The 26,559-nt window shown below is 59.0% G+C and carries 27 protein-coding genes and 1 pseudogene; 23 read left to right on the top strand and 5 right to left on the bottom strand.

The features are described from left to right. The first annotated feature begins 11 nt into the window (after positions 1–11). From ACIGJB_RS30110 to ACIGJB_RS30150, 9 genes are all read left to right on the top strand, one after another. On the top strand, positions 12–1,175 hold the full coding sequence (locus tag ACIGJB_RS30110; RefSeq protein ID WP_483735072.1) for an acyl-CoA dehydrogenase family protein: 1,164 nt from the start codon (positions 12–14) through the stop codon (positions 1,173–1,175). Next, positions 1,156–2,046 carry an alpha/beta fold hydrolase gene (locus tag ACIGJB_RS30115; RefSeq protein WP_483735073.1) on the top strand — a complete coding sequence of 297 codons (891 nt, stop codon included), beginning with the start codon at positions 1,156–1,158 and terminating at the stop codon, positions 2,044–2,046. Before ACIGJB_RS30110 ends, ACIGJB_RS30115 begins: the two co-directional genes overlap by 20 nt. A gap of 25 nt (positions 2,047–2,071) precedes the next feature. Further along, positions 2,072–2,353 carry a muconolactone Delta-isomerase gene (locus ACIGJB_RS30120; RefSeq protein WP_483735074.1) on the top strand — a complete coding sequence of 94 codons (282 nt, stop codon included), beginning with the start codon at positions 2,072–2,074 and terminating at the stop codon, positions 2,351–2,353. A gap of 14 nt (positions 2,354–2,367) precedes the next feature. Next, a complete protein-coding gene (locus ACIGJB_RS30125; RefSeq protein WP_483735181.1) occupies positions 2,368–3,255 on the top strand; it encodes an MBL fold metallo-hydrolase in 888 nt (295 codons plus the stop codon). A 128-nt stretch (positions 3,256–3,383) separates the two neighbouring features. Then, positions 3,384–4,361, top strand: coding sequence for a Bug family tripartite tricarboxylate transporter substrate binding protein (locus tag ACIGJB_RS30130; RefSeq protein WP_483735075.1), 978 nt, complete (start codon positions 3,384–3,386; stop codon positions 4,359–4,361). A 39-nt stretch (positions 4,362–4,400) separates the two neighbouring features. Continuing rightward, a complete protein-coding gene (locus ACIGJB_RS30135) occupies positions 4,401–4,865 on the top strand; it encodes a nuclear transport factor 2 family protein (RefSeq protein ID WP_483735076.1) in 465 nt (154 codons plus the stop codon). Positions 4,866–4,879: 14 nt separating this feature from the next. Beyond that, positions 4,880–5,209 carry an EthD domain-containing protein gene (locus ACIGJB_RS30140; RefSeq protein WP_483735077.1) on the top strand — a complete coding sequence of 110 codons (330 nt, stop codon included), beginning with the start codon at positions 4,880–4,882 and terminating at the stop codon, positions 5,207–5,209. A 36-nt stretch (positions 5,210–5,245) separates the two neighbouring features. After that, positions 5,246–6,067 (top strand): alpha/beta fold hydrolase, encoded by an 822-nt coding sequence (locus tag ACIGJB_RS30145; protein WP_483735078.1) that lies wholly within the window; start codon positions 5,246–5,248, stop codon positions 6,065–6,067. Further along, entirely contained in the window at positions 6,048–7,058 is a 1,011-nt protein-coding gene (locus ACIGJB_RS30150; protein ID WP_483735079.1) for a Bug family tripartite tricarboxylate transporter substrate binding protein, read from the top strand. The genes ACIGJB_RS30145 and ACIGJB_RS30150 overlap by 20 nt, the downstream gene beginning before the upstream one ends. Before the next feature lie 175 nt (positions 7,059–7,233). Here the strand turns inward: ACIGJB_RS30150 and ACIGJB_RS30155 are convergent, their stop codons facing one another. Continuing rightward, entirely contained in the window at positions 7,234–7,629 is a 396-nt protein-coding gene (locus ACIGJB_RS30155) for a winged helix-turn-helix transcriptional regulator (protein WP_483735080.1), read from the bottom strand. A gap of 121 nt (positions 7,630–7,750) precedes the next feature. On the opposite strand from ACIGJB_RS30155, the gene ACIGJB_RS30160 reads away from it, so the two are divergent. The 3 genes from ACIGJB_RS30160 to ACIGJB_RS30170 all read left to right on the top strand — a co-directional run bounded on the left by ACIGJB_RS30160 (position 7,751) and on the right by ACIGJB_RS30170 (position 10,720). Beyond that, entirely contained in the window at positions 7,751–8,644 is an 894-nt protein-coding gene (locus ACIGJB_RS30160) for an SDR family oxidoreductase (protein ID WP_483735081.1), read from the top strand. 34 nt (positions 8,645–8,678) lie between these two features. Next, positions 8,679–10,277 carry a GMC family oxidoreductase gene (locus tag ACIGJB_RS30165; protein WP_483735082.1) on the top strand — a complete coding sequence of 533 codons (1,599 nt, stop codon included), beginning with the start codon at positions 8,679–8,681 and terminating at the stop codon, positions 10,275–10,277. A gap of 71 nt (positions 10,278–10,348) precedes the next feature. Next, positions 10,349–10,720, top strand: coding sequence for a nuclear transport factor 2 family protein (locus ACIGJB_RS30170; RefSeq protein WP_483735083.1), 372 nt, complete (start codon positions 10,349–10,351; stop codon positions 10,718–10,720). Between the two features lie 229 nt (positions 10,721–10,949). On the opposite strand, the pseudogene ACIGJB_RS30175 reads toward ACIGJB_RS30170, so the two are convergent. Further along, positions 10,950–12,136: pseudogene (locus ACIGJB_RS30175) on the bottom strand (IS3 family transposase); the annotation flags it as partial. Here ACIGJB_RS30175 and ACIGJB_RS30180 point away from each other — a divergent pair. The 10 genes from ACIGJB_RS30180 to ACIGJB_RS30225 all read left to right on the top strand — a co-directional run bounded on the left by ACIGJB_RS30180 (position 12,020) and on the right by ACIGJB_RS30225 (position 22,611). Beyond that, entirely contained in the window at positions 12,020–12,526 is a 507-nt protein-coding gene (locus ACIGJB_RS30180) for a MoaF-related domain-containing protein (protein ID WP_483735084.1), read from the top strand. The pseudogene ACIGJB_RS30175 and the gene ACIGJB_RS30180 overlap by 117 nt on opposite strands. Before the next feature lie 4 nt (positions 12,527–12,530). After that, entirely contained in the window at positions 12,531–13,538 is a 1,008-nt protein-coding gene (locus tag ACIGJB_RS30185; RefSeq protein WP_483735085.1) for a zinc-dependent alcohol dehydrogenase family protein, read from the top strand. Between the two features lie 30 nt (positions 13,539–13,568). Further along, positions 13,569–14,186 (top strand): ester cyclase, encoded by a 618-nt coding sequence (locus ACIGJB_RS30190; protein ID WP_483735086.1) that lies wholly within the window; start codon positions 13,569–13,571, stop codon positions 14,184–14,186. A gap of 34 nt (positions 14,187–14,220) precedes the next feature. Then, positions 14,221–15,033, top strand: coding sequence for a DODA-type extradiol aromatic ring-opening family dioxygenase (locus ACIGJB_RS30195; RefSeq protein WP_483735087.1), 813 nt, complete (start codon positions 14,221–14,223; stop codon positions 15,031–15,033). A 594-nt stretch (positions 15,034–15,627) separates the two neighbouring features. Beyond that, on the top strand, positions 15,628–18,570 hold the full coding sequence (locus ACIGJB_RS30200; protein ID WP_483735088.1) for a Tn3 family transposase: 2,943 nt from the start codon (positions 15,628–15,630) through the stop codon (positions 18,568–18,570). A 351-nt stretch (positions 18,571–18,921) separates the two neighbouring features. Beyond that, positions 18,922–19,170, top strand: a complete 249-nt coding sequence (locus ACIGJB_RS30205) for an H-NS family nucleoid-associated regulatory protein (protein ID WP_483735089.1) — start codon at positions 18,922–18,924, stop codon at positions 19,168–19,170. An 841-nt stretch (positions 19,171–20,011) separates the two neighbouring features. Beyond that, positions 20,012–20,218, top strand: coding sequence for a hypothetical protein (locus ACIGJB_RS30210; RefSeq protein WP_483735090.1), 207 nt, complete (start codon positions 20,012–20,014; stop codon positions 20,216–20,218). A gap of 398 nt (positions 20,219–20,616) precedes the next feature. Beyond that, a complete protein-coding gene (locus ACIGJB_RS30215; protein WP_483735091.1) occupies positions 20,617–21,405 on the top strand; it encodes a TIGR04255 family protein in 789 nt (262 codons plus the stop codon). An 8-nt stretch (positions 21,406–21,413) separates the two neighbouring features. Further along, positions 21,414–21,932: a hypothetical protein gene (locus ACIGJB_RS30220; RefSeq protein WP_483735092.1), complete on the top strand. Its 519-nt coding sequence runs from the start codon at positions 21,414–21,416 to the stop codon at positions 21,930–21,932. An 88-nt stretch (positions 21,933–22,020) separates the two neighbouring features. Continuing rightward, entirely contained in the window at positions 22,021–22,611 is a 591-nt protein-coding gene (locus ACIGJB_RS30225; RefSeq protein WP_483735093.1) for an HNH endonuclease family protein, read from the top strand. Positions 22,612–22,898: 287 nt separating this feature from the next. Here ACIGJB_RS30225 and ACIGJB_RS30230 read toward each other — a convergent pair whose 3' ends face one another. After that, entirely contained in the window at positions 22,899–23,120 is a 222-nt protein-coding gene (locus tag ACIGJB_RS30230) for a hypothetical protein (protein WP_483735094.1), read from the bottom strand. Between the two features lie 106 nt (positions 23,121–23,226). Beyond that, positions 23,227–23,844, bottom strand: coding sequence for an IS66 family transposase (locus ACIGJB_RS30235; protein ID WP_483735182.1), 618 nt, complete (start codon positions 23,842–23,844; stop codon positions 23,227–23,229). Positions 23,845–23,853: 9 nt separating this feature from the next. On the opposite strand from ACIGJB_RS30235, the gene ACIGJB_RS30240 reads away from it, so the two are divergent. Continuing rightward, positions 23,854–24,678: a hypothetical protein gene (locus ACIGJB_RS30240; RefSeq protein ID WP_483735095.1), complete on the top strand. Its 825-nt coding sequence runs from the start codon at positions 23,854–23,856 to the stop codon at positions 24,676–24,678. Between the two features lie 426 nt (positions 24,679–25,104). On the opposite strand, the gene ACIGJB_RS30245 is transcribed toward ACIGJB_RS30240, so the two are convergent. Next, positions 25,105–26,373 carry an IS256 family transposase gene (locus ACIGJB_RS30245; protein WP_483729500.1) on the bottom strand — a complete coding sequence of 423 codons (1,269 nt, stop codon included), beginning with the start codon at positions 26,371–26,373 and terminating at the stop codon, positions 25,105–25,107. Positions 26,374–26,559 lie beyond the last annotated feature (186 nt).

Genomic DNA, 26,559 nt, shown 5'->3' on the forward strand with positions numbered 1-26,559 from the left:
GGGAGGATGTGATGAACTTTGAGCCAACCGGTCACCAGCAGGCCATGGCGGACGCAGCAAATCGGCTCGTTCGCGAGGCGATCGAGCCAAAGCTGGCGGCGCATCGTGCCGATGCGCCGCTGCCTAAGGCAAGCATGCTGGATCTCTATGGCAGCCTCGCGGAGCTCGGCGTGCTCGCGCCGCGACTTGCGGAGTCCGCAGGCGGTGGCGGACTAGGGATGGTTGACTATGGGCTAATACTCGAGCAGCTACCTCCGGTGCTGGCGCTTTCGCTCCTCTCGCATGAGGGGACCATTGCGCGTATTCATGCGGGCGGGAATTCGCCAGTAGCCAATGACTTCCTTCCCGACCTTATCTCGGGTCGCAAGATCGCCTGCACCGCCAACACCGAGGCACAGGCAGGCTCGGATTCGCGCGCAGTAACGACGAAGGTGGAGATCGAGGGGGATTACGCCTACATCACAGGCCGGAAGATGTGGATTACCAATGCTTCGATCGCCGACGTCGTGAATGTCTCCTGTGTGGAGGGCGCAGACAACTCCGGCAGGCCGATCGTCCGTCGCGTACTCGTGGATCGGGATATCTCACCATTCGAGGTGCGAGAAACGCCCGTGATGGGCTTGCAGCAGGGTCACTTGGGGGAAATGGTATTCGAGCGAACCCGCGTGCCGCGCGAGAGCGTGCTCGGGCAAGGCGAGGGCAGCGGCGACGCTGCGACGCAACTCACGCTCGGGTGGAACGGTAACCGTCCCTTGGTCGGGCTGATGACCGTTCACCTAGCGCGCAAGGCATTTGAGATGGCGCGGGAGTATGCTGTTACGCGACGCCAGTTCGGGCGGTCGCTCGCCAGCATGCAACTGGTGCAGCAGGATCTTGCGGAGATCGAGACGGAAATCGTGACGGCACGGCTTCTCTGCTTCTATGCGCTGGATGCCATCGATCGCGGGAGGCGTCCGAACGGCACCTCGGCGATGGCAAAACGGTATGCGACGCAGGCTTGCGAGCGCGCTATCCAAAAGGCAATGCAGATCCACGGGGCGATGGGAATCAGTGTTGAACTCGGGCTCGAACGGCTTTGGCGCGATGCGAGAATGTTCCAGGTGCCTGACGGTACCAACGGAATTCTTGCGCTGATACAAGGAAGGGAGATCACTGATGTCGCTGCGTTTCGGTGAGACTTCGAACCTGGACTGGGCAGAAGTCAATGGGGTAAGCATACGATTTCAGTGGAGTGCGCTATCGGGTGACGCCCCAGTTCTGGTGTTGATCCATGAGATGGGCGGCAGCCTGGAGAGCTGGAACGGGGTGTTCGAGACGCTCACCTTGCGGTTCAATGTGCTGCGCTACGACGTCAGAGGGGCCGGCATGTCGGAGAAGGTGGTGGCCCCCTGCACCGTGGACGACCATGCGAACGACCTCAATGCGCTGCTGGATCGTGTAGGCGCGCATAGCCGGATTGCGCTGGCCGGGATCGCCGTGGGGGCTGCGGTCGCAATCGGGTTCGCGGCTAAGCACGCAGAAAAGGTGAGTCATCTGCTCGCAATGGCGCCAGCCTGCGGTGTCGCCGCTGGCGCGCGCGATGCCACGCGGTCTCTCGCTGATGAGATTGAGCGATGCGGAACGCGTGCTGCGGCCGCGATGCTGGATAGGGCCTATCCGGAGGCGCTTCAGGGGGATCGTGCTTCGGATGCTTCTTACCGTGCCCGCTGGTTTGCTACAGATCCTCGAAGCCTGGCGCATACCCTACGGATGCTTGCGGACCTGCAGATGGAGGAGTCGCTTGCGAACCTCCCTGGCCGGACCGTGTTCGTGGCGGGAGAGCATGACCCCTTGCGCCCGCGGTCCGAGGTGGAGCGGTTGTCAGCCATTGCCGAGGCGGAGGTAATCTCAGTTCCCAGCGGGCACATGATGTCGGTCAGCAGCCCCCGCCTCGTGAGCGCGCTGATTACGGACTATGTAGCCGCCAACCGAAGCGCCGCGGCACTGGTTTCCGAGTTTCTATCGAACGATGAGCACTGGAGACGCGAGCGATACGTCGCGGCTTGACAAGCAAACAAGAAGGAGACGCACAATGCTTTACTGCACTCACGTAGAAGTCCGGCTTCCGCCGGACATGGACGCAGCCACGCTAAACGCGCTGCGCGACCGCGAACAGGAGCGTGCTCATGTTCTTCAACAGGAGGGGAAGCTTCTGCACCTGTGGCGGGTCGCAGGACGCATGGCCAACATCAGCGTGTGGGATTGTATAGATCACGACGAACTGCATACCTTGCTGTCGTCGTTGCCGATGTTCCCTTACTTCAGCACAACGGTTACGCCCTTGGCACGGCACCCGTCTGCGCTGCCTCGCTAAGGGGCGGCGCGATGATGATGCAATCCCGCATGATCGGCGACCTGAAAGTCACTCGCATCCTAGAGTATTCCGGGCCGACTCACGATCCAAAGTTCCTCCTGCCTGACGCGGAAGAAGGGATTCTGCGAAGCAATGCCTCATGGATGGCCCCCAACCACTGGGTGCCGCACATGAACAAGTTCGTTCTTACGGTCCAGTTCTGGGTCGTTCATGCAGGCAACAACATTATCTTGGTAGATGCAGGTGTGGGCAATCACAAGCCAAGGCCAGGGCTCGCTCGCATGCATATGCTCAACACGCTGGTGCTTGAATGGCTTCACGCCGCGGGTGCGCCCCCCGAGAAGGTCACGCACGTGGCGCTGACGCATCTTCATGTCGACCATGTAGGATGGTGCACCACGTGGAAGGACAACCGGTGGACGCCGACCTTTCCAAACGCCACTTACTATTTGCCGCGAGACGATTTCCAGTTTTGCGAGTCTGGACGCAACAAGGTCGAAGGTCTAGACGTCTTTGGCGACGCATTCTTCGATAGTGTGATGCCCGTCGTGGATGCGGGCCTGGCGAAGATGGTCATGCCGGGTATGGAAGTCGGCGATTGCCTGCACTGCGAGCCGGCCCCAGGTCATAGTCCGGGGCAGGTCGTATACCGTCTGCGATCCCGGGGCGATGAGGCGCTCTTCAGCGGGGACGTTCTGCACAACCCTCTCCAAGTTGCATACCCTGAGATGAATTCGGGCTATTGCATCTGGCCAGACCAGGCGCGCAGCACGCGGCATGCTTTGCTGAGCGATGCTGCTGACAGAGAAGTCTTAATTCTGCCAGTCCATTTCGGCGACCCCTACTGCGGTTTTGTCAGGCGAGAGGGCAGTGGCTTTCTGTACGAGCCCGCAGGCTGGTAGAGCAGAAAGTCATTCTTACGTAAGGTTACCAGTGAGACGACGGCGGGTGCCCGCCGCGCCATTGCACGTCCGCAGTTTCTCACGGCGGGACTACTAGCCTGGCGAAATGCCGTTAGAGGAGACATAAAATGAAGCACGTCTGGAAATGTGTTTTGGGCATTCTTCTTGCCGTCGCGAATGGCATAGCAGTTGCTGCAGGTTACCCATCGCGGCCGGTAACCTTTATCGTGCCGTACTCTGCCGGAGGTCCAATCGACGTCCTTGTGCGTGCCCTAGCGGACGCGCTCCACGCTGAGTGGAAGCAGCCAGTACTGGTGGACAATCGCCCAGGCGCAAATGAGATTATTGGCGCTGATTTGGCGGCCCGAGCGCCCAACGATGGCTACACGGTGTTCGTCTCCAGTGAGGCAGCGTTATTGCTGAATCCGTTTCTTTACACCAAGCTGTCTTACGACCCCGCGAAGCAATTCGCGGCGGTGACGCAACTGGTCAAGGCACCACTGGTCTTCACCGTGCCAGCCCAGTCAAAAGCGATGACGATGAAGCATTTTATCGAGCAGGCGCGCGCGCGGGGAAAGGAGTCAGTGACTTATGGTTCCGCTGGTATTGGCGGCCCTACGCATCTGCCATTCGCGGCGATTGGAAAGGAGTACGGCATTCACTTTACTCACGTTCCATATAAGGGTGGCGCGCCGGTTATGCAAGCTCTCCTCGCGAATGAGGTGGAAGCCGGTGTGATCGGCGGCTCGATGATCGAGCCTCACGTCAAGGCGGGAAAGCTCCGCGGTCTAGCGGTGTCCTCTGAAGCGCGATTGGCGGCACTTCCGGACATTCCCACGTTTAGGGAGCTTGGAATCACAGACCCCGAGGCAAACTACATCGTCGCTCTGGTCACGCCAGTTGGAACTCCCTTGGATGTCATCAACAAGATCGCCAAAGACACCCGCAAGGTCCTGATGGATCCGAAGTTTCGGGCGACAAACATCGATCCCTTTGCGCTGGTCCCGGTGGGGTCGTCCCCGGCCGAGTTCGCTGCGTTCTTGAAAACCCAGCGTCCGGTTCAGCAGAAGCGCGTTCTGGACTCTGGCGCGCGTCTGGACCAATAACACCTACCCGTCTTAGGCAGCCATATTCGAGGAGAAGATATGCAACCCGACATCGAGGCGAGAGTGCTTGCGGTTGAGGACCGCCTGGCTATCGCGGACCTCCGTGGACGGTATTGTCAACTGTTGGACAACCGGGAGTGGGACGCCTTCGCGGATTTGTTTACCTCGGAGGGAGTATTTGACGGACTGCACAGGGTCGTCGGGCGTGGCGCGATTCACCGCTTCTTTTCCGAGGATGTTCCACGCATCGCTGAGCAGTTTTGGCACTTCTGCTCCAACGGCACTTTGGACCTCGCCGGCGACCGGGCCACGGGCCGCATTTCCATGGAATATTGGTCGGTTACCGACGGTGTGTCTTTCCTCTCCGCCGGGCATTACGACGATGTGCTCGAAAGGGTCAACGGACAATGGAAGTTTGCTTCGCGAAAGATCACCTTCTACTTCTATAGCCCCGTCAAGGACGGATTCACTGGACAGCGTCCTGGGCTATCCCTCGCTCGATAAGTCGGCTGCAACTTATGATCAAGATCGTTGCCCTTCTCACCCGTTCCGAACAACTGTCACATGAGGAGTTCATCCGGCGGTGGGTTGACCATCACGCGCCACTCGCTCTCGCGGTGGAAGGTATCAGGAAGTACGTCGTGTGCCCCGTCGACGGTACCTTGACGAGGCCGGACATCCCTTCGCAAGGCGTGGGCGTCGATGGCATCGCGGAATTATGGTTCGACAATCGAGACAGTATGCATAGCGCGCTCGATAGTCCTGACGGGAAAGCCCTGACGAACGATGGGGTCGAGTTCATTGGCCGGATTGAAATGTTCATCTGCGACGAGCTTCCGATCATCTGACGGAGGCGACCCGGCGCTTTCGTGCAAGGAGGTCTTATGAACAATCAGATACGAATAGTCAGCCACGACGGCTCCGTAGTCGAATATCTGGACGAAGGGGAAGGGCAATGCATTGTTCTGCTGCCGTCCCTTGGCAGAGGTCCAGCCGATTTCGACGGGATCACCGAGCGGCTTGCGCAGCGCGGATTTCGCGTCCTTCGTCCGTTTCCTCGCGGCCTTAGTTTAAGTCAAGGCAATAGCGTGGCGACCAGCCTTCGAGATTTGGCCGAGGATGTACTGGCCGTGATACGTGCAACCTGCGACGAGCCGCCGGTAGTGGCAGGCCATGCATATGGGAACTTCGTAGCGCGCATGCTAGCCACCTGCTGGCCTGCTACTGTCGCGGGGGTCGCGCTGCTCGCAGCCTCGGCTGGTAAAGCACCGCCAGGAGAGGAAATCATCCCACCTGACATTATGGCGTCGGTCAAAGCTAGTGGAGACCTTTCGCTAAGCCGAGAAGAGCGACTCGGCCACCTTCGCAAGGCGTTCTTCGCACCGGGGAACGATGAAAGCGTGTGGCTCGGGGGGTGGTACCCCCATATTAAGCCCATGCAACTCGCTGCATGGGAAAGCACCCCAGTGGACGCCTACTTTGCGGCCGGCGGAAAGCCCGTCCTCGATTTGCAGGCGGCTGAGGATAGCGTCGCACCGCGCCGATTTGCCCATGTTCTAGCAAGCGCGCTGGGTAGCCGTGTAACGGTCTGCGTTATCGCAAATGCCGGTCATGCGCTACTTCCTGAACAGCCTGACGCCGTGGCTGAAGCACTGGCTCTCTGGTCCCCTTCCGTATTCAGAACCCATGAAATCGATCATTCCTAAGCACTGCCTACCACGGCGTTCCGATTTTCGATTGAAGTCAACAGCTTTGGTGTCTTTCCTGAGCCTATTCCTGGCTCCTGTCGGAGGAGCGCAAGCCGATCAATACCCGAGTCGGCCTGTGAAGGTCGTTGTCCCCTTCGGGCCGGGAGGCGGAGCAGACTTGGCCGCGCGGTTGATTGCAGCCGAGTTGGGGAGTGTGCTGAAACAACCCTTCGTTATTGACAACAGGCCCGGTGCATCGGCACAAATTGCCGCCGCAGCCGTCGCGAAGGCGCCTGCGGATGGCTACACGCTTTTCTTCACGACCAACACATCGCACTCGGCAAATCCCTGGCTGTTCAAGGAGTTGCGCTACGATCCCGTGCGGGACTTCACGCCGATCGCTCGTACTTTCCTCGCGCCGTTTACGCTTGTGGTTGATGCGAGGCTGCCCATCCAAAGCATCGGCGATCTGATCCGTTACGCAAAGACGTCGCCAACGTCGTACGCCTATGGCAATAGTACAGGCCAGGTCGCCGGAGCTGCGATTGCGCGCGAGGCCAAGTTGGCCTCGCAAAGCGTTGGCTACAAAAGTACACCGCAAGCGATGGCCGACATTATAGGAGGCAATGTCACGTGGATGGTGGTTGACGCGGCCGCTTCGAAAGAGCTAGTTGCCGGCGGTAAGCTGCGCGCAGTCGCGACTGTCGGTGGCACGCGGTCTCCGCTGTTACCGGACCTGCCGGCTTCTGCGGAGACCGCCGGGCTATCGAGGTTCGAGCCTGTGGCCTGGGGTGGCATTGTGGGTCCTGCTGGGATGGAAGAGGCGATCGTGGCGAAGCTCAGCGCCGCACTACAGAGGGCTTTCGCCCAGCCAGCATTTCGCAGCAAACTCGAGCAACTGCTTGTGGAGCCAGCCTTTGCTTCGCCCTCCGCCTTTGCATCATTCATGGATGCTCAGCGGCGTGCATGGGGAAAGAGTATCCAGGCCGCCGGTATTCATCCAGAATAGGAAGGGGCGAATAGCGGAAACAGCCGACTACGGCCGCTTCTGACAACAAGAGTAAGACTAGACGAGGCAGAGCAGGCGACGCCGCCTGCGGCGCTTGCGGGCAGACAGCCTACAAGCTATCCAGAGGGGCAACCTAAGAGGGGGCTTGCAGTGCTATGCAGCGAACGCAGCAGCATTACGCGATGCCCTTCTCTCGTCTGGCTTCCATCACGCGCCAGACATTGAGTTCGATCCAATCGGCGAGTGTCGAAATTTGGTCGGAAACCTCACGCCCCAACGGAGTCAAGCTGTATTCCACATATGGTGGGACGACTTGATGAGAAAAGCGCAGGACAAATCCGTCTTCTTCCAGCCGCTTCAAGGTCTGTGCCAGCATCTTTTCGCTCACGCCGGAGGCCTTGCGGCGTAAATCGCTAAAGCGCAGTGTCCCGTCGCGCAGGCTGATCAGGCACAGCACTCCCCAGAGGCTGCTCACGTGCTTGAGGACGTCCCTCGAAGGACAGTCAACCGTAAACAACTCGCCCAGTCTGACCTTTTCGGTCAGGGTTTTACTGCGCGCTTCTTGCGGCATATTTTCTCCCGATGCGGGTTCAATGGCATGACACTAACCTTTTGGTGCGTACTTCCAAAAATATAGTGTAATCACTAGCATTCTGTTTTGGAATTCAAAGCACGCTGTTAGGAGGTTGTTCGTGAGCAGTTTGATTCTCGTTACCGGCGCTTCTGGCCATTTCGGCCAACTGGTTCTGCGGCATCTGACCGAAACGCTGTCGGTTCCCGCCAGTCGCATCGTTGCCGCCAGCCGCAATCCCGCCAAACTGTCCGATTGGGCCGCCGTGGGCGTTGCGACGCGTGCGCTGGACTTCGAACAACCCAGCACTTTCGCTGCAGCCTTTGATGGCATCGAACGCGCCCTGCTGGTAAGCACCGACGCACTGGACCGCCATGGTCGCCGGCTGGAACAGCACACCAACGCCATTCGAGGACTGGAAGTTGCCGGTGTCGGCCACGTAATCTACACCTCGGCTCCCAATCCCGAGAGGGCGCCGCTGCTGATCGCCCCCGACCATGAGGGCACAGAAAAGGCACTTGCTGCAAGTGGCTTGGCAGGTTGGACCGTGCTGCGCAACCATTGGTATTTCGAGAACCTGTTCCTGTTCCTGCCGCCTGCAATTGCTTCGGGCAAGTGGTACGCGGCCGATGGTGGTCAAGGCAGTGCGGACATCGCTCGCAGCGACTTGGCGTTGGCTGCGGCGACGGTGCTCGCAGGCACCGGGACCGGTAAGAAGACCTACACTCTGTCCGGGCCCAAGTCTCTGACCAAGGCTGAGATCGCTACTGCGGTGAGCGCAGCAATCGGCAAGCCGATCGAAGCCGTGCAGATTCCGTTGGCGGCCCTGGTGCAAGGCATGGTGCAAGCTGGCATGCCCGAGCCGTTGGCTCGCGTCTTCGCGTCATTCGACACCAATACAGAGGCCGGCCGCGTTGCCGCAGTCACGGGTGACTTCCAGGACATCACCGGCCGTCAACCTCAGTCCTTCGAGGACTGGCTGCAAGCGAACACAGCAGCCCTCGCCGCGCTTTGAGTTCTGCCAGGATCACACGTCTTGCAAGGATGCGATGACATACGACTACATCGTCGTCGGCGCTGGCCCTGCTGGCGTCGCCGTAGCCGCTCGCTTGAGCGAGCGATCGGACCGCACCGTGCTGTTGCTGGAAGCCGGTAGCGAGTCCAACAGTGAACTGGGGAGGGCCCAAGGCACCTTTCATTCCCTATGGGGAGGAGAAGCCGATTGGGCCTACAGCACAGTCTCGCAAGCCAATTTGAACGGCCGATCGATCTATACGCCGCGCGGCAAGGCGGTCGGCGGCAGCAGTGCAATCAACGTCGGCTTCTGGACGCGGGGAGCGCTGGCCGACTACGACCGATGGGCTGCCTTGGGTCTCGAGGGATGGAATGCCCAAACCGCTGCAGAAACCTTCAAGCGGATTGAGAACTCCGAGCGGGCCCCAGATGACGCATTGCGTGGCGGTCACGGCCCGGTGGTGATGGAGCCCCTGATCACCGATGGCTATGTCCCGGACCTATTGCTCGACGCCTTCGTGGAAGCGGGCTTGGGGCCTAAAGGCGATATCAACGGGGCCAGTCCCTATGTGGCGACACGGGTCGAGACCATCCACAAGGATAAGTATCGGCACACCATAGCCGATGCCTACCTGACGCCCGAGGTGCGGCGTCGACCAAACCTGACGTTGGTGTCCTATGCGCACACCTCGCAGATCATCATCGAAGACAAGCAAGCGGTTGGCGTACGGTTCACCGTTGGTAGCGAAGAGCGGACTGCGCGGGCGCGCCGCGAGGTCGTGTTGGCAGCGGGAGCAATCAACACGCTCAAGTTGCTGATGTTGTCCGGTATCGGACCCGCGGCGCATCTGCGGGCACACGGCATTCCCGTGGCGGCCGATCTTCCCGGGGTCGGCGCCAACCTGCAAGACCACTTGAGCGTGGCCATCCAGGCTGTCGCGCCCAAAGAGGTGCCCGTTCCTGTCTACCCGAGTGCTGATCCTGCGTCGATGACAGAGTGGCGTTTCCATCGTACCGGGCCAGCGACATTTTTCTCGGGTAACGGCATCGGCTTCTTCTCGCTCTCCCCCGGCCAAAGCCAGCCGGAGTACGATTTGATCCCGATGTACCAGCCTACTTTGAAAGATAGTGAAGGTCATGACCTGTTCCCGGGTGTAAATGGGCCGCGCGCCGGTTACTCCTACGCCGTGGTGCTCTTGCACCCGAAGAGCAAGGGCACGGTGCGGCTGGCGAGTGCCAATCCAACCGACGCGCCGGTCATCGACCCAAACTACCTTAGCGAATCGGACGATGCCGATGCACTGGTTAAAGGCGTGCGCCAGCTGTTTCGGCTGACGCAGACTCAGGCCCTCAAACCGCTGACCGAACAGGTTTTCCCCGCCCCAACGACTGGCGACGCCGATCTGCTCGCCTTCGTCAAAGCGACCGCCGCCACCGTTTTCCATCCAGTTGGCACAGCAAAGATGGGAGCCGATGACGACACTTCGGCCGTCGTCAACGCCAAGCTGCAGGTTCGCGGCATTGAGAATTTGCGCGTGGCCGATGCCTCTGTCTTTCCGACGTTGACTAGCGGCCACACGATGGCGCCGGCCATCTACGTTGGAGAACAAGCTGCACGATTCATTTTGGGGTAGTGACCGCCTAACTTATTTCGTTTTCTCCGCCCGTTGTCCGTATCGGCAGCGTTTTCACAAAGGAGCATCCCATGAGCAATAGAGATACCGTCGTCGATTACTTAAACGTTGTCTTCAATCGGCGTGACCTGACCAAGGCCGAGACGTACTGGGCTGGCGACATGATCCAGCACAACCCTGGCATGCCGAATGGCCTGGACGTGCTGCGTGGCTTCATCAGCAGCCCCGGCGCCGGCCCGAGCTACGAGGCGGGCGTCGCCATGGAGGATGGCAATCTGGTGATGGTCCACGGCCGCTACACCAACTGGTTCGGCAAAACCATGATTGCCGTCGACATCTTCCGTTTGGAGAACGGCAAGGTGGTGGAGCACTGGGACGTGATGCAGGAAGAAGTACCGGCGAACAAGGCGGCCAACGGCAACTGCATGTTCCCAGTCATTTAAGGTGGTCCCTTGGCGTGGCGCGGCCCGCAATGCGCGTCGCCAAGACCGCCGCCGGATGAATGCTGAGATAAGGAGAAAGACATGGCCCAAACAGATGTGGTGACTTTAAAGTGGACCCCTCGGTCAAGACAGATTTCAACCGAGTTTAAGCTGCATCCATTTCTTCACATGCAGCGGAACAGCGCTGCCCTGATTTTGCGCGGGGAGAATCCCCTGCGCAGCGTAGCGGAGCAGGGGATTCTCCCCGCGCACCGCCGAATTTATCGACAATCATTGCCCCGCCGCCCTCGCCGCTGGCATAGACGGCCTTCGGCGTTTTGTAGCCCAGCGACTGGTGCGGCCGTTCCTCGTTGTAATACGAGAAGTACTGCGCCAGCCCGATCATCAGCTCCGCCATGTTGGCGTACCCCTTCAGGTACACATCCTCGTGCTTCACGTTGCGCCACAGCCGTTCGACGAAGATGTTGTCCAGCGCCCGGCCGCGACCATCCATGCTGATGGCGATGCCTTCGCGCTTGAGCACGCCCGTGAAGACGTGGCTCGTGAACTGGGAGCCCTGGTCACTGTTGAACACCTCCGGCCTTCCGTGCTCCCGCAGCGCATCCTCCAGGCAGTCCACGCAGAACGACGCGTCCATGCTGTTGCTCAGGCGCCAGGACAGCACCCTCCGGCTGTACCAGTCGATGATCGCCACCAGGTAGGCAAAACCGCGCGCCAGGCGAATATAGGTCACGTCGGTCGACCACACCTGGTTCGGTCGCGTCACCTCGACCCCGCGCAGCAGGTACGGATAGACCTTGTGCTTCGGATGCTTGGCGCTCGTCGCCGGCCCCGGCGCCATGCCCGCCAACCCCATCTCGCGCATCAGGCGCTGCACCCGCTTGCGGCTCACCACGCAGCCCTGGCCGCGCAGGAATACCGCCATGCGCCGGCTGCCGTAGAACGGCCGGTTCGTATATTCCTCGTCGATCAACCGGCACAGCCGCAGATCCTCGTCGCGCTTTTCCCGCGTCGTCTTGCCCTGCCTCCGATACACCGTTGCGCGCGACACTTCCGCCAGGTCGCACTGCCGGCTCAAAGGCAGTTCCTCCGCACCATCGATCCACCCCATTCGCGCTTCCCGGCTCACTCCCCCAACTTTTTTTTAAGCCAGTCCACTTCCATTTTCAGCCGCCCGATCTCGCCGTACAGGCGATCCTCGTCGCTTTTTTCCTCGGCCGGCTTGGGGCCACGCTTGGTTTCGAACAGGGCGCCGGCCCGCTCAAGAATTTCCTTCTTCCATTGCCCAACCAACACCGGATGCACGCCGTATGTCTGCGCAATCTCGCTGATCGTCTTCACCCCGCGCACGGCTTCCAGACCAACCTTGGCCTTGAATTCTGCCGTGTGTACCTTGCGCTTCTTGCCTTCACTCATTTGCCATCATCCCGTCAAGGACAACAGCTTAAACCACCGCCTGATCACTGTCTCAAATCGTGGGTCCACTTTACTTCACCTAGTTTCCCGGCCGTCGGGCGCAAGGTCCAGGTGAGGTTCGGCGAACTGGCGTTCGAGTTGAACTTCAAGGATGCCTCCACGATGTCCTTTATCGGCGTGGATGGACCGTTCAAGGGCGTGCAGGACACAGTGCGCTATACCGCCCTCGAAGTGGCGAACAACGTTTACATGATTTATTGGCACGAGCAAGGCACAGGGGCGAACGTTGTGCACGTGCAGAACTACGATCTGGGCGTGGTGCATACCAACATCGCTGGTGCGGACGGCTCCTTCATCAACCTCAAGGGCGTAATCACGCTGGGAGATTAACCAAATGAAAGCAATTCAACTACGCGCACCCGGTGGACTTGACCGGCTTGAGATTGTCGACTTGCCGGACCCAGGCACACCGGGGCCGGGTCAGATTCGCGTCCGTATCCATGCTAGTTCTCTGAACTATCACGACCTTGGCGTGGTTACCGGTCACATGCCCTCGGCCGATCGTCGTATTCCGATGGCGGATGGCGCGGGCATCGTCGAGGCGGTCGGTGCTGGCGTCAGTGAATTCGCCGTCGGCGATCACGTCGTCTCGACCTTCTTCCCCACCTGGTTGAACGGCGATCCGCTGAGCGGAAACTTCTCGACGGTTCCCGGAGACGGCGTTGATGGCTATGCCCGCGAATGGGTGGTGGCCGAAGCGACCGCTTTTACCCACGCCCCCCAAGGCTGGAGCCATGCGGAAGCAGCTACTTTGACGACGGCAGGCTTGACGGTTTGGCGTGCCTTGGTCGTAAACGGTGGCATAAAGGCTGGCGACACCGTGCTGGTGCAAGGGACCGGCGGCGTCTCTGTCTTCGCTCTGCAGGTCGCCAACGCCCTTGGAGCGACAGTCATTGTGACATCGTCTTCAGACGAGAAGCTCGAGCGCGCGCGTCGGCTCGGTGCCAATCACCTGATCAACTACCGGCGCGAACCCGAGTGGGCCAAGCCGGTTCTTGAGATCACCGGTGGTCGCGGTGTCGATCATGTGGTTGAAGTCGGTGGCCCCGGAACACTCGCGCAGTCGATCCAGGCCGCGCGCGTGGCTGGCCACATTGCGCTCATCGGCGTCCTCACCGGTGCGGCCGGGCCGGTGCCTACCGCAGGCTTGACGATTCGCCAGCAGCGCCTGCAGGGGTTGATCGTCGGGAGTCGCCAGCATCAAAAAGATCTCGTTCGCGCTCTCGACGTGTTGCCAATCCGACCCGTGATCGACAAGTCGTTCCCACTCACCGATCTCGCCGAAGCCTTCCGTTTGCAGCAGGCAGGTGGGCACTTCGGAAAGATCGGCCTCGAGTATTGAACCGACTTTCCTCATCTAAGACAGAATGCAATGAAATCGCATCTCGCAAAAGTCTGTTTGGCGCTTAGCATGGCAGTGGGTTCTTTGGCCGCAGCCGCTCAATCTGCAGCCCCCACGCAGACGCCTGCCGTCCCGGAAACCGCATTGGAGGCCAAGGACCGGGCCCAAGTGGAAGCGCTCAAACGGCAAGTCGCCGCGATTGCCGCTCAGCGTCAAACCGAGCAGGCCAATCTGGCCAACTTCGACGATCTCGACTTCAATGTCTATAGCGGTCGGAAGTGGAACGAGATGACCAAGAGCCACTCGCCGGATATCGTCGTCCATATGCCGGACGGTCGCATCACCAAGGGCCTGCCCGAACACATCGAAGAGCTCAAACCGATGCTCGTCTTCGCCCCCGATGTGCGTATCAGGGAGCATCCGATCCGTATTGCCTCCGGCGTGTGGACAGCAGTGTCCGGATATGTGGAAGGGACGTTCTCGCAGCCGATGCCCATTGGCGACGGCAAGACGATTGCCCCCACCGGAAAAGCCTTCAAGCTCGGCATGGTCACCATCGGCCACTGGAACAAGGACGGCGTGATGGACGAGGAATGGCTGTACTGGGACAACCAGGCATTCATGAAGCAGATCGGATTGGCTCAGTGATGCGCCAGGCGCGAATTACCAAAGTGATGCGACCATGACGGACCGATTGCCAACATTCTTTATTTCCCACGGTGGTGGACCTTGGCCATGGATGGACGGGATGGTCGCGGGGCCCTACTCGAAGCTGGCCGCGTCATTGCGCCGCATGGCGGCCGATGCTGGCGGCCGGCCCCGCGCTATCTTGATGGTGTCTGCCCATTGGGAGGAGCCCGTCTTCTCGGTGCAGTCGAATCCGCATCCATCCATGGTGTACGACTACTACGGGTTTCCCGAACACACGTACCGGATTCGATATGCATCATCCGGTGATCCTGCCTTGGCCGCGCGTGTAGCAGAGGTGTTAGGCGACGCTGATCTTGACGTGCGATTGGATGCTGACAGAGGCTACGATCATGGTATGTACGCTCCCATGGCCATCGCCTATCCGAATGAAGATATGCCCACCGTTCAGCTTTCTCTGTTGGCAGGCTTAGATGCGAAGGCACACATTGAGCTGGGACGGGCTTTGGCTCCATTGCGCGATGAAGGTGTTCTGCTGGTCGGCAGCGGTTTGAGTTACCACAATCTGCGGGCCTTCGGGCCTGCAGCGGCGCAAGCATCGACGGCATTCGATGGCTGGCTGCACCAGACGTTGGCGTTGCCAGCTGCCGAACGGATCCAGGCGCTGCTTGAATGGGAACGAGCGCCTGCAGCCCGCTTGGCGCATCCGCGTGAAGAGCACTTGCTCCCGCTGATGGTGGTTGTCGGTGCCGCGGAGCGGGAGGTCGCCCGTGCTGTTTACCATGAGCAAGATTTTATGGGTGGTGTGACAGCTTCGAGCTTTCAGTTGGGCGTTACAGCTCAATGACGCCCCGCTGAACAGCGGTTCCGTGTAGTGGTCAAGTAATTTCGGACAGGCAGATAGGTTGTTTCACTGTCGATTTCACCTCGTAGGCAGTGGGCGACAGATACCCCAGGGTTGAGTGCAAGCGCACCGGGTTATACAAGCCGTCAACACAACGCCCACATTACCGACTCAAGGGAAGTTCTGTATCGCTGGCACCCCTGGTATGGTCGCAGGGTGTGGATTTTCAACACGGTCACGAAGAACGGGGAGATCGTTCTGCGCTGTGCGCTGAACTCGCTCGAGTCGGCGCGCGTGCTGGAGGTGCCCCAGTGGATGTTCGATCCGATAGTTTGTAGTCACCTCACCTCTGCAGCGTCCCCCGTCGTCAATTGTGAAGCGCTCCGAGAGTTGAAGCGCTTGCTGGCCGATAGCTCGCTTGCCGTGCAAGCAGGTATGGTACAAGGGGTAATCGTCCTTTTCGTGCAGATTGATACGGTTATTAGCCAGCCCCGAGTCCTATGTTGGGTAGGCTGCATCCCATTCGGTTAACCTTATTGCGGCCATCCAAGCACTTGTCGTACAGTTTTGTCCCGAACGACGCTCTGAAAAGTGTAGATGTCGGCATTTGCGTATCGCTACGTTGGCAGGGAAGACTTGCCTGCCCGCTTGACAGAATTTGACCTGCGGCAGTTCTTTCAGCTCACCAGTGCTGACATTGCGGCAATACGGGAGCGGTTTCGGGCCGACAGATACGCGGCGGTAGGCCTACAGCTCGTTTGTCTCCGCGCCTTCGGTCGGCCGTTGGACCGGGTTGCTGCCGTTCCGCGCAATCTCCTTCAGTACCTGTGCGAGGCTTTTTCCGCGCCGCTGCTGTCGATTGCCAGCCTGAAGACGCTGTACCAACGACGCCCGACGTTGTATGAGCATCAGCAATGGGTCAAGGAGCACCTTGGCATCAAGGCGTTCGATGTCACCAGCCAGGCTGCTTTGCTGGAGATGCTCCACGTGCAAGCTGCCGCAGCGGCGCACATGGATGAACTTGTCACCACCGCCCAGCGATGGCTCTACGATCGTTGCCGCCTCATTCCCGGCGAGCGCCAGATCACCGATTTGGCACGCCAAGCATTTTCCGCCTACGAGGCGCAAATGCTCGCGGCGGTCAACCGTGCAGTGCCGGCGGCCACGCTGCAGCACTGCATGGAATCCGTCCGAAGTCCTCGGGCTGACGGCTCTGCAACGCACCTCGAGTGGATCAAGGCGCCTTCCAGGCGCAACGGTCCCAAGAACCTCGCTGAAACGCTGGACAAGGTCCGGTACCTGAAGTCCCTCGCTGTGCATGAATGGAACCTGGATGACATCGCCTTGCCCAAACTGCGTGCCTATGCGCAGAAGGTGCAAGCAAGGCGACCAGCCAAGACCAAAACACTGAAGGAGAGCACGCAGGGGCTTGAACTGGTGTGCTTTCTACGGATGAGTTTGCTGGAACTCACCGATATCGCATTACACCAGACCAGCCGACGCAGCCAGGATTTGTTCCGACGCGCGGCCAGCACGGCGCAGTCGACGCACACCCGCTCTGCCATGGAAGACAGGCAGCAGGCGCTCAAGGCCAAGGCCGTTCTGCAAGACAAGAGCAAGTCCACCAAGCAGCGGGTGGATGAAGCGCTGAAGCACCTGGCCGACGTCACCGATGCGGAGCAATCGAGCTTTGCGTCACATGTGCGCGCGGCGCTGACCGGTGACCATCAGCGGATTCACGCTCTCCTGTCGGGCCTGGAGGGCCTGGAATTCGGCGGCAGGGAGGACGATCCGGGCTTTGCGAACCTCAAGGCGTGGCGCGACCTGCAGACGAGGAAGCTCAATGCCCTGCCAGAAGACTTTACGGAGACTAGCGGGGTTGGCACGGCATGGCATGACCTCGTCCATGACCCTGATCCAAAGCGTGGCTATCAGGCCTTCGCCGCCTGCACCATGATGTCGCTACGAAATAGCCTGCGCCGGGGCAGCGTATGGATTGACCACTCGATGCGCTTTCGTGATGGCGACCAAATGCTCATCCCTGCCAAGGAGTGGGAGCGCGACCGTGCCAAGTATCTCGGGCTGTTGGGCCTGCCACTTGCCGCTGATACCTTCATCGAACAACTACTGGATACGCTTCGTGCTGGCGTGGCTGCGGTGGCCGAAGCCTGCGCTCAAGGCAAGATCGAAATTGGAGACGATGGCATGCTTCACCTGCCGGCGATTGTGCCGGTGGAGCAGGACGATGAGCCGCGCCGCACGCGCGACTTGATCTTCAAGACAATTGGCGATGTCCAGTTCCCGGACCTATTGCTGGAGGTCGACGCCTCGACCAATTTCAGCGAGGTGCTACTCGGGCACCGGGCGAAGTCCGTGGCCGAGCTGCTGTCAACCTACGCGGCCTTGCTCGCCCATGGCACGGAGATCGATGCCAAGGGCATTGCTGCGATGATTCCCGGCATCGACACCGCTCAGGTGTCACTTGCCATGCGCGGGCTGGAGACCCATGGCCGTTTGCGCAGGGCCAACGAGGTGGTGGCTGAATTTCAAGGAAAGATCCCATTAGCCACGCACTGGGGCACCGGAAAGAAGGCATCGGCCGACATGATGTCACTGGACGTTTCACGACATCTGTGGATCGCTCGTGTTGATCCACGTCGACGCACCTACGCGACCGGCATCTACACCCACGTGCTTGACAAGTGGGGCATCGTCTATGACCAACCGATCGTCTTGAACGAGCGTCAGGCAGGGGTTGCCATCGAGGGCGTGGAGCAGCACAACCGCAGCGAGGACCGTATCCGCCTGTCGTTGCTGGCAGTGGACACGCATGGCTACACGAACGCCGCGATGGCCCTGGCCAAAGGCCTGAGCTTCGATTTATGTCCGCGGCTGCGCGATCTGGCAGAGCGCAAGCTGTACCTGCCTGCAGAGTTCATAGTGCCTGAGGGTATCGAGCGTGTCACCACGAAGCGACTGTCCTTAAGAGCCATACGCCTGGGTTGGGACGATTTTCTACGGGTGCTGGCATCAATCCGTATCGGCCGAATTAGCGCTGAGCTCGCGATGCAACGGTTAGGCGGCGCCGCCAGGACCAACAAAGCTCACAAAGCTGCCGAGCATCTCGGCCGGCTGTTGCGTAGCATCTTCTTGTGCGACTACGTGACCATTGAAGACTTCCGCCGTGAAATCCATACATTGCTCAGCCGGGGGGAGTCGGTGCACCAGTTGCAGCGCGCGATCCATGATGGCCGGGTACCACACGAACGCGGCCGGCGAGGCGATGAGATGAAGGCGATCTCGGGAGCGCACGCGCTTCTGACCAACGCCGTACTGGCGTGGAACACCCACCGCATGAACGATGTTGTCGAGCAACTTCGCATAGGAGGTACGACTCTCGAGGACGCTTGGCTGCGCCGCATGGGGCCCGGGCATTTCGGGCACATTAACTTCCGCGGGATCCTCAGTTTCGGTGTCGAGCGTTACATGGATGCGCTGATCCAAGGCCACCGAGCTACAGCGCGACAGGCTATGGGATGACCGCAACATCAAACGCCACAGAGCAAAATCGCGCACAGATTGGCACACCGCAGTGGCTGGAGGCCGAGATACGGCAGTACCTTTGCGGCGGCAGTTGCGGCAGTAGTAGCGCGCCGCAGATAACCGATCCGTTGGTGCACCTAAGCATGGCCCTACGTGTGCCAGCTTTTCAAAGGCGGAAACGGTGGACAAGCGTACTAATCCGCAAGGAAAGGACGGCGCACCGCGAAACAGAGGATCGCTAAGTCATTGTTTCAGAATGTCTTTTCAACCCTAACCGTATCAATCTGCACGAAAAGGACGATTACCCCAACAATCAGGACGAAGGCAACGACAGCAGTGACGGCAGCGATGACAGCAAAAACTGAGCGGGCGGACGCGTTCCGCTGGATCCAGACGCAGATGGACGACTACGGGCTGACCCTGGAAGACCTGGACGCGGCGGGGTGCTTCGCGCCGCCACCGCCCGCACCACCGGCGCCGGTGGTCTGCTACCGCAACGCGGAAGGGCTCACCTGGGACGGGCAGGGCGAGATGCCCTCGTGGCTCAAGCGCGCGGTCAATGCGGGGCAGAGCGTTGAGTTTTTCCGGGCCAGATGAGAGGCTTCAATTTCGAGGCCGGGTGATCCGGAGCACTCTGAATGTTTCAGCTAAATCAGCGTGCAAAGCGGGCTGTAGATTTCCTTTCAATGCCAAGTGATCCTCGGTATCCCTCGTGATAGGGTGTCTTCTTTCCCAACCGAGGCCTGCGCCGCTCGCTACACGGCTGCGATCGAGCCGGCGGACGCGCCTGGGGAAGCGACTGGGCGCAGTACGCACTGGGCTGCGATACACACATATCTCGCACGCGGTAGTCGCCGGCGTACTGCTCGAGTCGCACAAGACGCCGGCCACGCTTCTCCGGACGCCACGACGCGTAGCTTCAGCCCCGAGGAGACGCGGCGGCGGGGCGGCATGAGACGATTCTGGGCAAGCCCAGGCCTCGACGGACAATAACTGAGAGGGAATAACGATGTTGAACGCTTGCTTTGATCACGAGCCAAACAATCGTATGAGCGATGCCCACGCGACGGAGGTGACGGAATTTTTGTCGGTAATGGAATCGAACACCGCGCTTTCAATGCTCTACTTGAGAACCGACTCGCACTGGGGATCGAACGGCTCTATAGGTGTCGCGCAGCGAGGGTGGACGGCTACCTCGTCACGACAGGCGGTGAAACGATTCTTCTCGAGATGAAAGAATGCCTAGGAGCCTGTCGGACTTTCGCTGCCCGACGAGCTTTTGATTAAATGTTGAGCAGATTTTGCGCGTTAGAGAAGAAAAGTCGTCTTCAACGCCCTCATCAAACCTCAACTTTCGGCCTGTAGCACGTCGGCATTGTTCAAGTCCGACAGACTCCTAGGATGGGGGGCACTCCAGGCCGCCGGAGCACAGTTCCTGATGGGGAAGAATCTGTTGAAGCTGGAGGCCAGACGGGCGATTATCGTGTTCGAGCGTATCTCGAAAGAGTGGTCAGAAATTACTCCGAACGGCGGCTGGGGCCAACTCTCCCTTCATGCATGCGAACTTTCCGGCCATATCAAAATCGGAGGGCTGCAGATTATCAATGGGGCTCCATTCGCACCAACTTTGGTTGCGCCAACGTAATCAACTTAAACACGACGGAGAAGTTCCGCCGCTGAGGGTGATCGGTGCTTAGTCAGCCCCACCCCGGTTTGGTGCGATCCCGTGGCGCCGACGGCGCCCCTGACTTCCGGATAAAGCCAGACAGACGCTGGAAGAAGAACCGAAAGTGGTATATACGGCACTATGCCAGCCTAGCGGACCCGCCGTCTTGCGTTGCGCTTCCGCCCCCATGGAGCGCCAGTTGCCAACTGGGCATATGCTGGCGCCACGCGTCCAGATCCCCATCGCCATGAAGGAAACCGAGAGTAGGGATATTGTTTGCATACGAGCCACGTTCGACACTGCGAACTTGCCCTATTGGGCGCGTTGCATGGCAGAATCGGTCCGTTGGTAATTGAAATCATTCCACGATACGAAATATGGCTGCAACTTGGGAAGCTGACGGCTTGGTCCCCGCGCGCTCGCAGAACATAGACCGATACAAGCGGAATTTCCTACAGCAAGCGGTGTGCGAGTTTCGTTTTCCGACCCTCCTTGAACTGGGCGGGACGCGTCCGCCCGCGCAGTTCGTTTCGGCGCTGCGGAAGGAGTACCCTCATTTAGAGCTTGGCAACGAAGTGACGCTTAACCTTGGTGGGGCTAATGGATTCAACCACACGCATATATTCCGCTCTTCGAAGATGACCTGGACGGTCTCGCTTAAGCAGAACTCGTTTTCGATTGAAACGAACCGTTATACCGAGTACGCTGAGATGAAAGACAGGGTTCTTCATGTAGTGGAGGCAGCATCGAAGGTTATCGATTCGGATTTCTTTACCCGAGTCGGTGTGCGATATATCAATGTGATCGACAGCGGAAGCGATCCTGTCGACGGCTGGGTCAATCCTGAATTGACGGGCCCTTTGCTGTCGCAGCGCTTCACGGGTATTCAGGATTTCGCTGGAAAGTTACAGGTGGGAGCCGCAGATGGCGGCTGCCTGCTGCAGCATGGAATCAAGTTTAAGAAGCACCGGACGAGCGCTGAGGCGAGCGACGATTACCCTGAGTATTTGATTGATGTTGATGCGTTTCGGACGGAGGTTCCCGTGGGGGACGCACCTGCAGCCCTAGATGCAATGCATGCTCAGGCCTTCGAGGTATTTGATTGGGCTTTAGGAGAGAAGGCTAGAGATTTTCTTTCAACTGAGAAAACGCCTTCAAAACGCTGAGATCAGTCATGCGCTACTATACCGGCGGACAGTCTGCCACTGGCTCGTTTGAAAATTGGCGCAGTGCCTCCGCCTTTCTTTCTGAGAGAAAACCACAGAAGTCTTGGCACCGGACTGAATTCATAGCGTCTCGCTACAAGTACGTCGAAGATATTCTCGACAATGCAGTTGGACCGGATTCGCCCACGAGCACTCATGAAATCCGCTCTGCCACAGAACCAGCAACCACGCGGACGGTGAGTGAGGCGACAGGTTCAATCAAGCGTTCGCCATCGTATTCCTCAATAGATCATGCTGAAGTTGATCGTGTAGCCAAGGATCGAGTGCTCATGTTGGCTGCCAAGTATGCGAAAGGAGAGAATCAGGCGGAGGTCGTAGCACGCCTCGAAATTCTGAACAATCGCCTATTGGAGAAAGCGCCAAGAGTGTCGCAAGATCAGGTGCGCGCATTGGAAGCTGCCGAAGAACAGGTGCTCCAGGCACGCGCCAGACGGGAGGAAATGGCGCGGCGATTGGGGCTTATCTGACATGTCCCTTTTTCAGTATCCGAAGGGGAGGCACACCCGCACTCTTGCCCCTCGGCAATTTAAGCAGTACCGCACTTATAAGCGGTACTTGCAGACCGAGTTCTCTAGAATTTGCGTGTATTGCCGGCAGCCTGATAGCAGTGCGCCGAACCTAAATTTCGGAGTCGATCACTACAGACCGAAGGATAAATTCGCTAACCTGCTCTGTACATATTTAAATCTGTATTATTGCTGCGGCAATTGCAATAGTCGAAAAAATAATGATTGGCCGACAGATGAAAAAGGTGGTCCTTTTGTAGTGAATCCTTGCGATCATGAAATGGCGGCACATATTCGTTTCGATGCTACAACGGGAAAGATGGTATCGCGCAGTAGTGATGGCGAGCACATGGAGGAATTACTCCAGCTTAACGAACCCGCAAGTGTCAAGTATCGGCTCGGAACCTTGAGGTTGGTCCGCATGCTGGAAGGTGAAATCATTTCTCAGGAGCAGTATCTAGCTAACCTGCAAAAGCTGAAAGCGGCGGGAGATATGTCGGATACTGAGTTTGCTGCGGAACATGACATTGTTGTTCGCGACCTTGAGTCTCTTCGGTACACGCTGCAAGCCCAGTCCGGTACCTTGCCGCTGGCCCCGCTGCAGAAGAAGAAGGGCAGTGTGGTGCTTCTACAGGATTAGAGGGTCGCCCGCCAGTGTGGCGGTCTGCTTGCGTAGGTCCGGAATTGCAGTCCATCGCGAAAATCGTCGACAAGTAGGAGTATTCGTACTTTGCGTGCGAAAACGGGCGGTCTGACTCCGGAAATTCTTTCTGAATCAAGTAGTTGGAAAGCTACTGGCAGAATGAATCCTTCTGACTTGAAAGCCTTACTGGGAGCCGAACCCAGGGCGGCTACCGCCAAATTTCGCACGCAAAGTGCGATGACCCTGGTCGCGAGCTGACATCGTTGGTCAGCAAGGAGTTCGGTTCACTTGCTTATCACCTTGTAGCCTTCCACCCCCTTAATGGAGGTTGGAAGAAAGCGAAGGGTGCCATTTTGCGTCGTGGGCCAAGCCTTCTTGACGCCTTCCGCCACCAGCACTGCATTTCGTCCACCACTAAGCTTCGAAGCCTCCCAAACACACTCGCCGATTGCTTTGGGCTGAAGATTTCCTGATGTACCCACAAGCGTCACAAGAGCCTTGCTCATCGAGAGGCCCGCGCCCAAGTCGATTGCAGGAAGCTTGTATCTGCGAGGTAAGCGTCTCGCCGTCCCACCTTGCCGGTTGGGAGCGGTTGTGAGAGAGCAGACGCGCTCAGCGTGCGGGACGCCAGTTGTGGGGAAGCAGCTCGTCGATGCGGCTGTTCAGATGGGTGGGCAGGCGGGTCAGCACATCGGTGATGTAGGCCCATGGATCGTGCCCTTGCAGCCTGGCTGATTGCACCAGGCTCATCACGACCGCGGCGCGCTGACCGGCCAGTTCGCTGCCAGCGAACAACCACGAGCGCCTTCCTAGGGCCCAGGGGCGGATCAGATTTTCTAGGCTGTTGTTGTCCACACTGACCTCTCCATCGAGGAGGTGGTGCGTCAGCGTCGGCCAGTTCTTGAGGCTGTAGTCGAGCGCCTTGGCTGTGATGCTGCCGTCAGGCACACGTGACCGCTCCAGTTGCAGCCAGGCATGCAGTTGCTCCCACAGCGGCTTGGCGTCGCTGTGCCTCCTGGCCTGACGTTGCTCGCTGCTCAGCGTGGCGAGCTCGCGCTCAAGACGGTAGATCTGCGCGATGCGACGCAGCGCCTCTGGGGCGACCGTGCTGTTGCCCTGGTTCCGCAGCAGTTCGTCGTACCGACGTCGGGCATGAGCAAGACATCCCGCCGCTACGCGACCGGGGCTGGCTTGCAACACGCTGTCATAGGCAGCGTATTCGTCGCGCACCAAGGTACCTTGCCAACATCGCTCGTTGCGGTCTTCGCTGGCACCTCCCAGGAAGGCAAGCCGGTCTTGATCCCTTCGATGCCTGATGCTGTCTCGCGACAATTGACACTACTCGCAACCAGGCGCATCAAGCTGCCAGGCCGCCAGACACCTGAACAAATGGTGGCGGCTGTCGATGTGATGATCGAGGGCAGCGCGGTGTATGTGACACGGACTCGTCGCACCCCTTGGGGGAAGACCAGTGCATTGTTGGAATTCGTAGCTGAGTTCCCCTTCTTGCAGGAGAGCCGAAAAAACTGGATTCGGGACAAGCAGTTTTGGGTCGTAGATGCCACAACGGGCGCCAGGTTGAACGTCTGGGCTGGCAAATTCGTGCCCAAAATCATTCTCAATGACGCGTATCCCGGCATCGAAGCGGCCATCGCCGCGCAGGACGACTACCTGACTGCGCAGATAGAGGACGGTGGAAAGGGCCGGCTTCTTTCCAAGAGTCGCGATTTTAACTTGCTTCCGTACTACATTTCGATGTTCAGACCCGAGCACACAAAGCATGGCGAGCGAATCGGGCTGAAGATGCCGGTGCAGGACTGTGGTTCGTGGGTGCGGCTCTTTGTGCCGCCGGAGGGCGGTATCAACGGCTCCGGGGACGCGCTTTCTGGCATGCGCGACGTTATGCACTACTGCCCCGACGGCGAAATCAGCAAGGCCGGATTGCTGGACCTGCCCCTCGTCCAGTTGTATCTGCACACTATGACCAACGGAATGCTTGTGGGCGGAGACAATTCAAAGATGAGCGTGCTTGAAAAGCTCGCGCGTTTGGCCCTGGAAAATTGATTTCTGCACCCTAGCGTGGGCAGGCATCGAAGCCGTTTGACCCACAGCGAGAAACACAAGTCCTAGCGGGAGGATCATACCTTTCGTGGCGGGAGGAAACTGGCGGCCTGGCACATTGCCATGCGCGTACAGAACCTCTAACAAATGATCAAGGGCGGGCCGGCGCACTGCGATGGCCCCAGCAACGCGGAATTGATCAAGGCGCTGCATAGCGCCGAGTGGCACCTGTGGCACGGCTGCCCCCATCCGGTGGTGGGCTTCCACTGTCGCTGGCGGTTGAGATTCACGCGGCGCTTTTCTATAAAGAAGAGTCTCTGACGCCTTGGGAGGGGAAGTCGTGTCGAATAGCCCTAGAAGAACAATCCCGGTTTTCATCAACCTGGGACGTGTCAGGAATTTCGTGTGCTGAGGTCGTTGTAAGAAATCTCAGCCGATGGCGTTGGTGAATCGCTCGCCAAACAGAATGGCGAACTGATTGACTGCCTGCCGCCAGGTGATAGGCGGCATCTTCCAATCCTTTTCGATGTTGCGCAAGGCCAGAAACAACAGCTTGCTGGCCGCTTCGTCGCTGGGGAAGTGGCCTCGATTCTTGACGATCTTGCGCAACTGCATGTGCATGCTTTCAATGGCGTTGGTCGTATATATGATTCTGCGTACTTCCGGTGGATAGGCAAAGAAGGGAATCACTTGCTCCCACTGGCGTTGCCACATGGCCGCGACGGTAGGGAATTTACGACCCCATTCGCCTTGGGAGAAAGCCTCCAGCGCCGCTGCTGCCGCATCGGCCGTGGCGGCCTGATAGATCGGCTTGAGCGCCGCAGCGAGCGGCTTGCGATCCTTCCAACTCGCCAGACTCAGCGAATTGCGGATGAGATGCACAATGCAGGTCTGGATCTGGGCATCCGGATAGACCGCTTCGATCGCCTCGGGAAAGCCGCGCAAGCCATCGACCACTGCGATTAGGATGTCGTTCAAACCGCGGTTCTTCAATTCGTTGAAGACCTTCAGCCAGAACTTGGCGCCCTCGGTTTGCTCGATCCACAGGCCCAGTACTTCCTTGCGGCCGTCGGCCCGAATGCCCAGCGCCAGATAGACCGCCTTGTTCTTGACCGTGCCTTCGTCGCGAATCTTCAGCCGGAGCGCGTCAAAGTACACGATCGGATACATGGCCTCGAGCGGCCGTTGCTGCCATTGCTCGACGTCGGCCAGCACCTCATCCGTGACCGTGGAAATCAGATCGGGCGACACCTGGAGCCCGTATAGCTCCAGCAGATGGCCCTGAATCTCGCGCACGCTCATGCCGCGCGCATACATGCTGATGACGTGGTCGTCGAAGCCTGGAAGCCGGCGTTGATACTTGCCAACCAACTGCGGCTCGAACGTTGCCTGCCGATCGCGCGGGATATCGAGCGTCAGCTCGCCGTTGGGCGTAATGACTGTCTTGGGGCTCTTGCCGTTGCGGTGGTTGCCGGCTTTGCCTTGCTCCGCCTCGCTCTCCAGGTGATGAGTCAGTTCGGCCGCCAACATTCGCTCGGCCAATTGCTTCTTCAACTGCCCAGCCAGGCCTGATTCGCCGAGGATCGACTCGGCATCTTTGTTCTGGACCTGCGCCAGCAGTTGATCGATCAGTTCATCAGGGAACAGCTTGGGTGCCTTCGGGCTCTTGCTCTTCTTGGTCACTGTTGTGTCGGTCATAGGACGTTTCCGTAATCGTCTCATGACCTCGTCACACTAAAAATCTGACAGGCTCTCAACCTGGGCTGCGCCGCAAGCGCCATCGTTCTGATTAGCGGTTGCTCAAGCCCGGCTATCCGCCTCGACAGAGTTGCGGATGTCCAGGAGGCAATCAAGCTACAGGTTGCCATTTATCTTGCCGAGCAA

Source organism: Cupriavidus sp. C2SS-8b, assembly GCF_057073745.1.

Excerpts from the sequence above, each read along its gene's own strand:
- ACIGJB_RS30120 (WP_483735074.1), top strand. The coding sequence starts at position 2,072 with ATGCTTTACTGCACTCACGTAGAAGTCCGGCTTCCGCCGGACATGGAC.
- ACIGJB_RS30230 (WP_483735094.1), bottom strand. The coding sequence starts at position 23,120 with ATGAGCAAGGCTCTTGTGACGCTTGTGGGTACATCAGGAAATCTTCAG.
- ACIGJB_RS30150 (WP_483735079.1), top strand. The coding sequence starts at position 6,048 with ATGAAATCGATCATTCCTAAGCACTGCCTACCACGGCGTTCCGATTTT.
- ACIGJB_RS30210 (WP_483735090.1), top strand. The coding sequence starts at position 20,012 with ATGGGGAAGAATCTGTTGAAGCTGGAGGCCAGACGGGCGATTATCGTG.
- ACIGJB_RS30170 (WP_483735083.1), top strand. The coding sequence starts at position 10,349 with ATGAGCAATAGAGATACCGTCGTCGATTACTTAAACGTTGTCTTCAAT.
- ACIGJB_RS30135 (WP_483735076.1), top strand. The coding sequence starts at position 4,401 with ATGCAACCCGACATCGAGGCGAGAGTGCTTGCGGTTGAGGACCGCCTG.
- ACIGJB_RS30115 (WP_483735073.1), top strand. The coding sequence starts at position 1,156 with ATGTCGCTGCGTTTCGGTGAGACTTCGAACCTGGACTGGGCAGAAGTC.
- ACIGJB_RS30205 (WP_483735089.1), top strand. The coding sequence starts at position 18,922 with ATGACAGCAAAAACTGAGCGGGCGGACGCGTTCCGCTGGATCCAGACG.
- ACIGJB_RS30125 (WP_483735181.1), top strand. The coding sequence starts at position 2,368 with ATGATGCAATCCCGCATGATCGGCGACCTGAAAGTCACTCGCATCCTA.
- ACIGJB_RS30185 (WP_483735085.1), top strand. The coding sequence starts at position 12,531 with ATGAAAGCAATTCAACTACGCGCACCCGGTGGACTTGACCGGCTTGAG.
- ACIGJB_RS30165 (WP_483735082.1), top strand. The coding sequence starts at position 8,679 with ATGACATACGACTACATCGTCGTCGGCGCTGGCCCTGCTGGCGTCGCC.
- ACIGJB_RS30130 (WP_483735075.1), top strand. The coding sequence starts at position 3,384 with ATGAAGCACGTCTGGAAATGTGTTTTGGGCATTCTTCTTGCCGTCGCG.
- ACIGJB_RS30145 (WP_483735078.1), top strand. The coding sequence starts at position 5,246 with ATGAACAATCAGATACGAATAGTCAGCCACGACGGCTCCGTAGTCGAA.
- ACIGJB_RS30180 (WP_483735084.1), top strand. The coding sequence starts at position 12,020 with ATGCACGCCGTATGTCTGCGCAATCTCGCTGATCGTCTTCACCCCGCG.
- ACIGJB_RS30220 (WP_483735092.1), top strand. The coding sequence starts at position 21,414 with ATGCGCTACTATACCGGCGGACAGTCTGCCACTGGCTCGTTTGAAAAT.
- ACIGJB_RS30215 (WP_483735091.1), top strand. The coding sequence starts at position 20,617 with ATGGCTGCAACTTGGGAAGCTGACGGCTTGGTCCCCGCGCGCTCGCAG.
- ACIGJB_RS30245 (WP_483729500.1), bottom strand. The coding sequence starts at position 26,373 with ATGACCGACACAACAGTGACCAAGAAGAGCAAGAGCCCGAAGGCACCC.
- ACIGJB_RS30155 (WP_483735080.1), bottom strand. The coding sequence starts at position 7,629 with ATGCCGCAAGAAGCGCGCAGTAAAACCCTGACCGAAAAGGTCAGACTG.
- ACIGJB_RS30195 (WP_483735087.1), top strand. The coding sequence starts at position 14,221 with ATGACGGACCGATTGCCAACATTCTTTATTTCCCACGGTGGTGGACCT.
- ACIGJB_RS30200 (WP_483735088.1), top strand. The coding sequence starts at position 15,628 with ATGTCGGCATTTGCGTATCGCTACGTTGGCAGGGAAGACTTGCCTGCC.
- ACIGJB_RS30190 (WP_483735086.1), top strand. The coding sequence starts at position 13,569 with ATGAAATCGCATCTCGCAAAAGTCTGTTTGGCGCTTAGCATGGCAGTG.
- ACIGJB_RS30110 (WP_483735072.1), top strand. The coding sequence starts at position 12 with ATGAACTTTGAGCCAACCGGTCACCAGCAGGCCATGGCGGACGCAGCA.
- ACIGJB_RS30140 (WP_483735077.1), top strand. The coding sequence starts at position 4,880 with ATGATCAAGATCGTTGCCCTTCTCACCCGTTCCGAACAACTGTCACAT.